Source organism: Frankia sp. CoWAU3 (assembly GCF_977971855.1).
Genome location: NZ_CDWWXB010000043.1, coordinates 10,538 through 20,563, shown reverse-complemented (window position 1 = coordinate 20,563; position 10,026 = coordinate 10,538). Strand labels below are relative to the sequence as shown.

At 67.7% G+C, this 10,026-nt stretch carries 7 protein-coding genes and 1 pseudogene; 6 read left to right on the top strand and 2 right to left on the bottom strand.

Features of this window, described 5'->3' with window-relative positions:
* Together AC08ON_RS06640 and AC08ON_RS06635 are read right to left on the bottom strand one after the other, a co-directional pair.
* Positions 1-328, bottom strand: a pseudogene (locus AC08ON_RS06640) (hypothetical protein); the annotation flags it as partial.
* Between the two features lie 186 nt (positions 329-514).
* Entirely contained in the window at positions 515-952 is a 438-nt protein-coding gene (locus AC08ON_RS06635) for a hypothetical protein (RefSeq protein ID WP_476593150.1), read from the bottom strand.
* A gap of 735 nt (positions 953-1,687) precedes the next feature.
* Here AC08ON_RS06635 and nifV point away from each other — a divergent pair.
* The 6 genes from nifV to AC08ON_RS06605 all read left to right on the top strand — a co-directional run.
* Positions 1,688-2,881, top strand: a complete 1,194-nt coding sequence (nifV, locus tag AC08ON_RS06630; protein ID WP_476607096.1) for a homocitrate synthase — start codon at positions 1,688-1,690, stop codon at positions 2,879-2,881.
* A 201-nt stretch (positions 2,882-3,082) separates the two neighbouring features.
* Positions 3,083-3,946, top strand: a complete 864-nt coding sequence (nifH, locus tag AC08ON_RS06625; RefSeq protein WP_011438842.1) for a nitrogenase iron protein — start codon at positions 3,083-3,085, stop codon at positions 3,944-3,946.
* Positions 3,947-3,989: 43 nt separating this feature from the next.
* Positions 3,990-5,450: a nitrogenase molybdenum-iron protein alpha chain gene (nifD, locus tag AC08ON_RS06620; RefSeq protein WP_476607086.1), complete on the top strand. Its 1,461-nt coding sequence runs from the start codon at positions 3,990-3,992 to the stop codon at positions 5,448-5,450.
* A gap of 67 nt (positions 5,451-5,517) precedes the next feature.
* The gene (nifK, locus tag AC08ON_RS06615; RefSeq protein WP_476607087.1) at positions 5,518-7,074 is read left to right on the top strand and encodes a nitrogenase molybdenum-iron protein subunit beta; all 1,557 of its coding nucleotides are present in this window, start codon (positions 5,518-5,520) and stop codon (positions 7,072-7,074) included.
* 208 nt (positions 7,075-7,282) lie between these two features.
* Positions 7,283-8,653, top strand: coding sequence for a nitrogenase iron-molybdenum cofactor biosynthesis protein NifE (nifE, locus tag AC08ON_RS06610; RefSeq protein WP_011438839.1), 1,371 nt, complete (start codon positions 7,283-7,285; stop codon positions 8,651-8,653).
* On the top strand, positions 8,653-10,026 hold a 1,374-nt coding region (locus tag AC08ON_RS06605), incomplete at its 3' end, for a nitrogenase component 1 (RefSeq protein ID WP_476616633.1). The genes nifE and AC08ON_RS06605, both read left to right, overlap by 1 nt.

Sequence of the window (10,026 nt, the reverse complement as noted above, 5' to 3'; positions counted from 1 at the left end):
CTAGCGGGTGCTCGGATACGCCCGACGCGGTTCGAGGGGCGGCGCCGGCGGCGAACCACTCAAGCTGCTCGCGCTGCCAGTCCACCGGCAGTGAGTCGACGCCGATACCGGTGAGCTGCTGGCCGTACAGTTCGGTGAACCGCTGGATCTTGTCGAGTACCTGCTCAGGACTGCCGACGAGTGCCGAGCCGTGCTCCATGAACTCCTCGATCTCCCAGAAGTCGAATCCCGCCGTCCCGGTCCGTGCCGCCAGCCACGACGGTCCGCCACGATATGGCCACTTCCACTGGGCGATGGCGTGGGCGGAGCGGGACAGCGCCGTCGCCACGATGACGCTTTGTCGCCGTCGTTCCCACGCCGTGATTCGCAGCCATGATCAAACATAGGCGTGACGAACACGAAGCCGCCGGATTTCCCCCGGTTGACCTGGAGGTCCACCGCCTCCGGCAGCCACGACCAGACATCTCCGTCGCCGACTGTCAGGCCGGCGACGGAGATGACGGCCGCTGGTCGCTTAGTGCAGCGGGCGCATGCAGTCCCGGCAGCGGTCGTTCAGAATCGAGAGGAGCTCGACAGCTTTGAGTGAGGCGTCGCGCACCTTCGCGATGTCCTGCGAGGAGTTCAGCCTGATCAGCGCGGATTCAGCTCCGTCGGAGGCGCCCTCCCGGACCGCCTCGACGATCTCTGCCGCCGGTGTGCCGAACTGGAAGAGCAGAACCTCTTTGTCCTGGTAGGACGGTAGTTCCGTGGGCAGGTGCCCGAGACCGATGCCGGCGAGGTTCCGGCTCAGGATCTGCCGCACGTTGGTACCCAATCGGCCATAGCCGCCGATCTCCCGCAGTGTCCCCATGTTGATCCGGAAGACACCGTTGTTGCCTACTACGGTCGCACGCAGGTCCTCCCACGTTCCCGGCGGGTCGGACGGTACGCCGACCATCTGCGTGTCCGTCATCTCTACCATCCCGACTGGCAACCCAAGTACTCCACGTATGCGCGAACCGACACGCCCAGCTCCTTCCGCTCTCCATAGGAAAGCACTGCGTGCTGCCAGGTCGGCGTCGCCCGGCGGAAAATAACTGTTATCCATAAGATAACCGACTCCTCGGGCGAGGTCCACTCACGACGGACCTTGTCGGTTTCGGAAAAGTTAATCCTGGTGGTCGGGATCGCGCGGCGGTCGGGAAGCTGCCAACATGAATGTGAGTCATCTTGTTCATCCGCCGTGACCAGCATCGATAGCGCCGACATCTCTACGTAACACGGCAGGTACCTCGCTGAAACTCTTGTTCGAATGTTCCGATAACATCTCATCTGCACGGGGCGTTTGCTACTGTCATCTACACCGCTCCGACGGAGCTGGGGGATCCCCGTAATCGGGCGATCTTCCTGGCGTACCGTGTGCTCCGGACCACTTCGGCGGCGCGCCCGGGGCTATGTGGGCGGCGCCACGAGGGAAAGTTTCCAGGAAAATTTTAATTAAAGATTTTTCCTTGCGAATATCCTTCGAGGTATCTTTCGGGAGAAGCTTCCAGTCATCCCGACGGAATACCTGTTAACGCCGAAGTTACCGGGGCTTGCAGGGCTGAAATGAACGGCTCCTAGTGTTCTTCGTGTCGCCACCGGACAAACGAAGAACCACTGTTCGGGGGCGATCCCATAGCCTTCTGTTCTCGATCGACGGCTGGTGATGACAGTGCCCGGTCCCCGTTTTCCCAGCTCATCCGCGCCTACGGCCGCGCCGGTCAGGTTTTGCGACACCACCCTGCGCGACGGCGAGCAGGCGCCTGGAGTGGCATTCACCGCAGCCGAGAAACTTGCCATCGCCGCTGCTCTGGACGCCATCGGCGTACACCAGATCGAGGCCGGAATACCTGCCATGGGACCCGCCGAACGGGATGTCCTGCGGGAGATCCTCGCGACGCAACCTCAGGCCGGCGTGGTGGCGTGGTGCCGGGCCGACCGCCGCGACATCGATGCCGCGGTGTCCTGCGGAATTGTCACCGCGCACCTCACCATTCCCGTCTCCGACCTGCATCTGAAGAGCAAGCTGGGCCGGGACCGGGGATGGGCGCGGCGCCGCATCCGCGACTGCGTCTTCGACGCGGCCGACCGCGGGCTGCGATTCAGCGTCGGCCTGGAGGACGCCTCCCGCGCGGACGACAACTTCGTCATCGAGCTGGCCGGCGAGCTGCGCGAGTGGGGCGCCACCCGGATCCGCTGGGCCGACACGGTCGGTCTGCTGGACCCGGTCAGCGCCTACACCCGGCTCGGCCGGCTGGTCCAGGCGGTCCCGGGGGAGTGGGAGATCCACGCCCACGACGACTTCGGTCTGGCGACCGCAAACACCCTCGCCGCGGTTCAGGCCGGATTCACCTGGGTTAGCACCACGGTGCTGGGTCTGGGGGAGCGGGCCGGCAACGCCCCGCTCGAGGAGGTGGCGATGGCCCTGCGGCACCTGTTGAAGGTGCCGGTGGACCTGGACACCACCTCGTTCCGCAGGCTCGCGCGGATGGTGGCCCGGGCCGCCTGCCGCCCGCTGCCGGTAGGCAAGGCGGTGGTCGGTGAGTCGGTGTTCGCGCACGAGTCGGGGATCCACGTCCACGGCGTGCTGCGACACCCGTCGACCTACGAGCCGTTCGACCCCGCCGAAGTCGGCGGGCAACGGCGGCTCGCGTTCGGGAAGCACAGTGGCCGGGCCTCGGTGCGTTACGCGCTGGCCCAGTACGGCATCACCGCCGACGACAGCGAGATCGAGCCGCTGCTTGAGCGGGTCCGGACCACGGCGACCCAGACGAAGCGCGGCCTGCACGGCCGTGACTTCCAGGAGCTTCTCGGGCGGGCCGAAGTGCCGGCCCCCCGAGTGGAGGCCCCGCCGTCCTAGGCCGGGTCCGGCAGGGACCGGACCCGGCTGACAGACGCAACGGGTTAGATCAACAACTAACGGTTGTGCCGATGTCCCGGCCAAACCCGGCCGGCGGCACGACTCCAGCCCAGGGGCTCTCGCGGCCCGACCTGCCCGATCGGCGTGGTCGTGGCACCGGTGCCCCCTGCGCTGGGCAACCGTTCCGAGGAGGAACACCGCATGCGCCAGATCGCATTCTATGGCAAGGGTGGTATCGGCAAGTCCACCACCCAGCAGAACACCATGGCGGCGATGGCCGAGATGGGCAAGAAGGTCATGATCGTCGGCTGCGATCCCAAAGCCGACTCGACCCGGCTCATCCTGCATTCCAAGGCCCAGACCTCCGTCATCCAGCTGGCTGCCGAGAAGGGCTCGGTCGAGGACCTGGAGCTCGACGAGGTCCTGGTCGAGGGCCAGTGGGGCATCAAGTGCGTCGAGTCCGGTGGCCCGGAGCCCGGTGTGGGCTGCGCCGGCCGCGGTGTCATCACTTCCATCAGCTACCTGGAGGAGGCCGGCGCCTACGAGGACCTCGACTTCGTCACCTACGACGTCCTCGGTGACGTCGTCTGCGGCGGGTTCGCGATGCCGATCCGCCAGGGCAAGGCGCAGGAGATCTACATCGTCACCTCCGGCGAGATGATGGCGATGTACGCGGCGAACAACATCGCCCGAGGCATCCTCAAGTACGCGCACTCCGGTGGTGTCCGGCTCGGCGGGCTCATCTGCAACAGCCGCAACACCGACCGCGAGGACGAGCTGATCATTGAGCTCGCCCGCCGGCTCAACACCCAGATGATCCACTTCATCCCGCGCAACAACGTCGTGCAGCACGCCGAGCTGCGCCGGATGACGGTCATCGAGTACGACCCGAAGAACGAGCAGGCCGACCAGTACCGGCAGCTCGCCAAGAAGATCGTCGACAACGACATGAAGACCATCCCGACGCCGATCACCATGGACGAGCTCGAGGAGCTCCTCATCGAGTTCGGGATCATGGAGCAGGAGGACGAGAGCATCATCGGCAAGGCCGCCGCTGTCGCCTGACCCTGTCACCTGCTCCGACTCCGTCGAGGATGAGGTCCCGACCATGACGACGACGCCGGCACCTATCAAGGCCGAGACCGAGGCGATGATCGCCGAGGTGCTGTCTAACTACCCTGCGAAGACGGCCAAGTTCCGGGCCAAGCACCTCAAGGCCAACGACCCCGATGGGTCGAAGGAGTGCGAGGTCAAGTCCAACATCAAATCCCGCCCGGGGGTCATGACGATCCGCGGCTGCGCCTACGCCGGTTCCAAGGGTGTGGTGTGGGGCCCGGTCAAGGACATCGTCAACATCAGCCACGGCCCGGTCGGCTGTGGCCAGTACTCCTGGGCCACCCGGCGCAACTACGCCCGCGGCCCCTGGGGCGTGAACAACTTCGCCGCGATGCAGTTCACGACCGACTTCCAGGAGAAGGACATCGTCTTCGGCGGTGACCCGAAGCTGGAGACGGTCTGCGACGAGATCGTCGAGCTGTTCCCGCTGGCCAAGGGGATCTCGATCCAGTCCGAGTGCCCGATCGGTCTGATCGGCGATGACATCGAGGCGGTTTCCCGCAAGGCCTCGAAGAAGCTCGAGCTGCCGGTCGTCCCGGTGCGCTGCGAGGGGTTCCGCGGGGTCAGCCAGTCCCTCGGCCACCACATCGCCAACGACGCGGTCCGCGACCACGTGCTGGGCACCGGCGGGAACACCTTCAAGCAGACGCCGTATGACGTCGCGCTCATCGGCGACTACAACATCGGCGGCGACGCCTGGGCCTCCCGGAAGATCCTGGAGGAGATGGGCCTGCGGGTCATCGCCCAGTGGTCCGGTGACGGCACGATCAACGAGATGGCCTCGACGCACCTGTCGAAGCTGAACTTGATCCACTGCTACCGGTCGATGAACTACATCTGCACGACCATGGAGGAGCGCTACGGCACTCCGTGGACCGAGTTCAACTTCTTCGGTCCTACCAAGATCGTCGATTCGATGCGGAAGATCGCGGCTTTCTTCGACGACGAGATCAAGCAGAAGACCGAGGCGGCGATCGCCCGCTACCAGGTCCGGTTCGACGAGATCACGAACGCCTTCCGGCCGCGCCTGGAAGGCAAGCGGGTCATGCTCGCGGTCGGTGGACTGCGGCCCCGGCACACCATCGGTGCCTACGAGGACCTCGGCATGGAGGTCGTCGGCACCGGCTACGAGTTCGCGCACAAGGACGACTACACCCGTACTTACCCCGCTCTCGCGGAGGGCGTGGTCCTCTACGACGACCCGACGGCCTTCGAGCTGGAGGAGTTCGCCAAGCGGCTCAAGCCGGACCTGATGGGCGCGGGCGTCAAGGAGAAGTACGTCTTCCACAAGATGGGTGTCCCCTTCCGCCAGATGCACTCCTGGGACTACTCCGGGCCGTACCACGGCGTGGACGGCTTCGCGGTCTTCGCCCGTGACATGGACATCGCGATCAACAGCCCGACCTGGGACCTCATGGAGACCCCCTGGTCGAAGGCCGGAGAGGTGTTCTGACCGGCCGGTCCGGCCCCCGCCGGCGGTAGCCGGCAGTCATCAGCCACGGTAGAAGGGAGGATGTCCGGTGACGACGACTCCGGAAACAAACAGTTCCGTCCCGCTGCGGGTCCTCGACCACAGCGAGCTGTTCAAGGACGAGGTCTACCAGAAGCAGTTCGAGGGCAAGCGCGAGTTCGAGAACGGCAGCGACGCCGCCGAGGTCGCCCGGGTCCTGGAGTGGACCCGCGGCTGGGAGTACCGGGAGAAGAACTTCGCCCGGGAGGCGCTGACCGTCAACCCGGCCAAGGCGTGCCAGCCGCTCGGCGCGGTCCTGGCGGGCCTCGGCTTCGAGGGCACCATGCCCCTGGTGCACGGCTCGCAGGGCTGCGTCGCCTACTTCCGCAGCCACTTCGCCCGGCACTTCAAGGAGCCCGTCCCGGCGGCATCCTCGTCGATGACCGAAGACGCCGCCGTCTTCGGCGGGCTGAACAACCTGGTCGAGGCGCTCGAGAACGCGACCACCCTGTACAAGCCCAAGATGGTCGCGGTCAGCACCACCTGCATGGCCGAGGTGATCGGGGAGGACCTGTTCGCCTACATCGGCGCGGCGCGGGACAAGGGCGCGATCTCCGCCGACTACCCGGTGCCGTACGCGCACACGCCGAGCTTCGTGGGCTCGCACCTCACCGGCTACGACAGCATGCTCAAGGGCATCCTGGAGCTCCTGAGCAAGACGGCGGACGCCGACAAGGTCGAGTCCCCCGGGAAGCCCCGGCTGAACATCGTGCCCGGCTTCGAGACCTACGTCGGCAACCACCGCGAGTACCGCCGCATCCTCGAGCTGATGGGTGTCGACCCCCTGATCCTGGGCGACCACAGCAGCTCCCTGGACTCGCCGGCGACGGGTGAGTACGAGCTCTACCCAGGTGGTACCCCGCTCGCCGAGGCCGCCACGGCTCGGTTCAGCCGCGCTACCGTGATGCTTCAGGAGACCACCACCCGCAAGACGACGGAGTTCGTCCGGGACGGGTGGAAGCAGGAGACGGTGGTGCTCGAGACCCCCATCGGGGTGAAGAACACCGACCGCTTCCTGACTGAGGTGGCCCGCCTGGCGGAGGTCGAGATCCCGGCCGAGCTCACCGCCGAGCGTGGCCGCCTGGTGGACGCGCTCACCGACTCGCATGCCTATCTGCACGGCAAGCGGGTCGCCATCGCGGGTGACCCTGACCTCGTCATCGCGATGACCGGCTTCGCCCTCGAACTCGGGATGATCCCGGTCCACCTGCTGAGCACGAACGCCGACAACTCCTTCGCGCCCAGGCTGGAGAAGGTCCTCTCGACCAGCAAGTTCGGCGAGGCGGCGACCGTCTGGCCGGGCAAGGACCTCTGGCACCTGCGGTCGCTGGTCTTCACCGAGCCGGTCGACCTGCTCATTGGGAGCTCGTACCTGAAGTACATCTCCCGGGAGGCGAACGTGCCGCTGGTCCGGGTCGGTTTCCCGATCTTCGACCGGCACCACCTGCACCGCTTCCCGATCGTCGGCTACACCGGCGGTCTGCACCTGCTCACCCAGCTCGTCAACACGGTGCTCGACGAGTTGGACCGCACCAGCCCCGACCACAGCTTCGACGTCGTCCGCTGAGCGTCCGACCGGGCACAGCTGTGGCCGGTCCGGCTCCCGGCCGGACCTGAACGTGGTCGGCCGGCCGCACCCACCGCGCTCCCTGCGACCGGCCGACCACCCCGCCGTGGGGTCGATCGATCATCTCCCGGATCGATCGACCCCTCGCCCCCGTCCCACCTCTTTCAAGAACCGTGCCCGTAGAACCGCGTCCTTCCGAGGATGGCCCATGGCAGCCACAGAACGCGTCGCGCTGTTCACCGAACCGGCCTGTAACCACAACAACGCCAAGAGCACCAAGGCCCGCAAGGCAGGTTGTCCCAAACCCAAGCCCGGGGGCACTTCCGGAGGCTGCGCCTTCGACGGAGCCATGATCACCCTCGTCCCGATCGCCGACTGCGCTCACGTGGTCCACGGCCCGATCGGCTGCGCGGGCAACTCGTGGGACGGCCGAGGCAGCCTGTCGTCCGGGCCGGTGCTCTACCGGCACGGCTTCACCACCGACATGGCCGAGAACGACGTGGTGCTCGGGGGGGAACAGCGCCTGTTCGACACCATCCTGGAGGTCGTCGAGCGGCACTCGCCGCCAGCGGTCTTCGTCTATTCGACCTGCGTCACCGCGATGATCGGAGACGATCTCGACGCGGTGTGCGCGGCTGCCGCCGCCGAGTCCGGGGTGCCGGTGATCCCGATCCACTCGCCCGGGTTCGTCGGCAGCAAGAACCTCGGCAACCGGCTCGCCGGCCAAGCCCTGCTCGACCACGTGATCGGCACCGTTGAGCCGGAGCTCACCACCGACCGGGACGTCAACCTGATCGGTGAGTACAACATCGCCGGGGAGTTGTGGGACGTCCTGCCGCTGCTGTCCCGGCTGGGCCTTCGGGTGCAGGCGTGCATCAGCGGTGATGCCCGCTACCGTGACGTCGCCGCGGCCCATCGGGCCAGGGCGACGATGGTGGTCTGCTCGCGCGCGCTGCTCGGACTCGCCCGTGGCCTGCAGGAACGCTACGGGATCCCGTGGTTCGAGGGCAGCTTCTACGGCACCCGGGCGATGGGCGACACCCTGCGCGGCTTCGCCCGCCTGCTCGAGGACGACGAGCTCTCCCGCCGCACGGAGGAGCTCATCGCTGTCGAGGAGGCGGCCGTCGCCGTCGCACTTGAGCCGTACCGGCGCAGGCTCGCCGGGCGTAAGGCGGTGCTCTACACCGGCGGGGTCAAGAGTTGGTCGATCGTGTCCGCGCTGCAGGACCTCGGCATCGAGGTGGTTGGCAGCGGCATCACCAAGAGCTCCGACGGCGACGTGGACAAGATCCGCGAGCTGCTCGGCGACGCAAAGATGATCAAAGAGGGCAGTCCGCGCGAGCTGCTGCGGGTCGCCGAGCAGACCGGGGCGGACATCCTCGTCGCCGGCGGCCGCAACCAGTACACCGCGCTGAAGGGCCGGCTGCCGTTCCTCGATATCAACCAGGAGCGGCACATCCCTTACGCCGGCTACACCGGGATGGTCGAGCTCGCCCGGCGCCTCGACCTGGCGATCGCGAGCCCGGTCTGGGAGCAGGTCAGCCGGCCCGCTCCCTGGGACCTGGTCGGAGCCCGCTGATGGCCGAGGTCGTGACCGGAGAGCGGCAGGCGACGATCGACCCGCTCAAGCACAGCCAGCCGCTCGGGGGTGCGCTGGTCTTCCTGGGCCTCGCCGGCTCGCTGCCGATCATGCATGGTGCGCAGGGGTGCGCGTCATTCGCCAAGGCCCTGCTCACCCGGCATTTCAACGAGCCGATCCCGCTGCAGACCACCGCGATCACCGAGGTGACCGCGGTCCTCGGCAGTGGTGAGGCGATGGTGGAGACGCTCGATGCCATTCGGAAGAAGCAGCGGCCGGAGATCATCGGCCTGCTCACCACGGGGGTCACCGAGGTCAGCGGCGAGGACGTCGGCGGCCAGCTGCGCAGGTACCTCTCGGCCTGGAACGAGACCGACTCGAGCGGGCCGGAGGCGGGCGCGAACGACTCCGCCCCCGGCGGGGCCCCGCTGATCGTCGGGGTCTCCACCCCGGACTTCATCGGTGGGCTGTCCGACGGCTGGTCGGCCGCGTTGGAGGCGCTGGTCCGAGCGGTGGTGCCGGCAGAGCATTCCAAAACGAAGCCTTCCGAAGCGAGCCATTTTACCGGGCGCACCGCCTTCATCGCGGCCAGCGCTCCCGTAACGCATCTCACTACCCCCGGGCCCGCCGAGGCTGCCGGGCCCGCCAAGTCCCTGGGGTCCGCCGCCCGGCGGGTGGCGGCGGCGGACGGTGGTGCTCTGGACCCGCGCCAGCTCGCCGTCCTGGTCGGCCCGTCCCTGACGGCGGCCGACCTCGACGAGCTCGGTGAGCTGATTCGCGCGTTCGGGCTCGACCCGGTACTCGTCCCCGACCTGTCCGGATCGGTGGACGGGCACCTGGCCCCCGCCTGGCAGCCCACAACGACCGGCGGCACCGGGCTCGCGCGGCTGCGGGCGCTCGGTCGGTCGCGGGCCGTGCTCGTCGCGGGTGCGACCGCGGCGGCGGCCGGTGACCTGCTCGCCGCTCGGACCGGCGCCCGGATCCTCCGCCACCGTCATCTCAGCGGGCTGACGGAGATGGACGCCTTGGTCACCGAGCTGATCGAACTCACCGGAGCGTCCGCGCCGGCCCGGATCCGGCAGGCCCGGGCCCGGCTCGCCGACGGTCTGCTCGACACGCACTTCGTCCTCGGTGGCGCCCGGGTCGCGCTGGCAATGGAGCCGGAGACCCTGGTCGCCGTCGGTTCCCTGCTGCACGACGTCGGGGCCGAGGTCGTGGCGGCGGTGTCCCCGACCGCCGCGCCGGTCCTCGCGGACGCGCCCTGGGACGAGGTCGTCGTCGGCGATCTGGCCGACCTCGCCGAACTGGCTCGGGCGGGTGGTGCGCACCTCGTCCTCGGTTCCAGCCACGCCCGCGAGGTCGCCGACCGGATT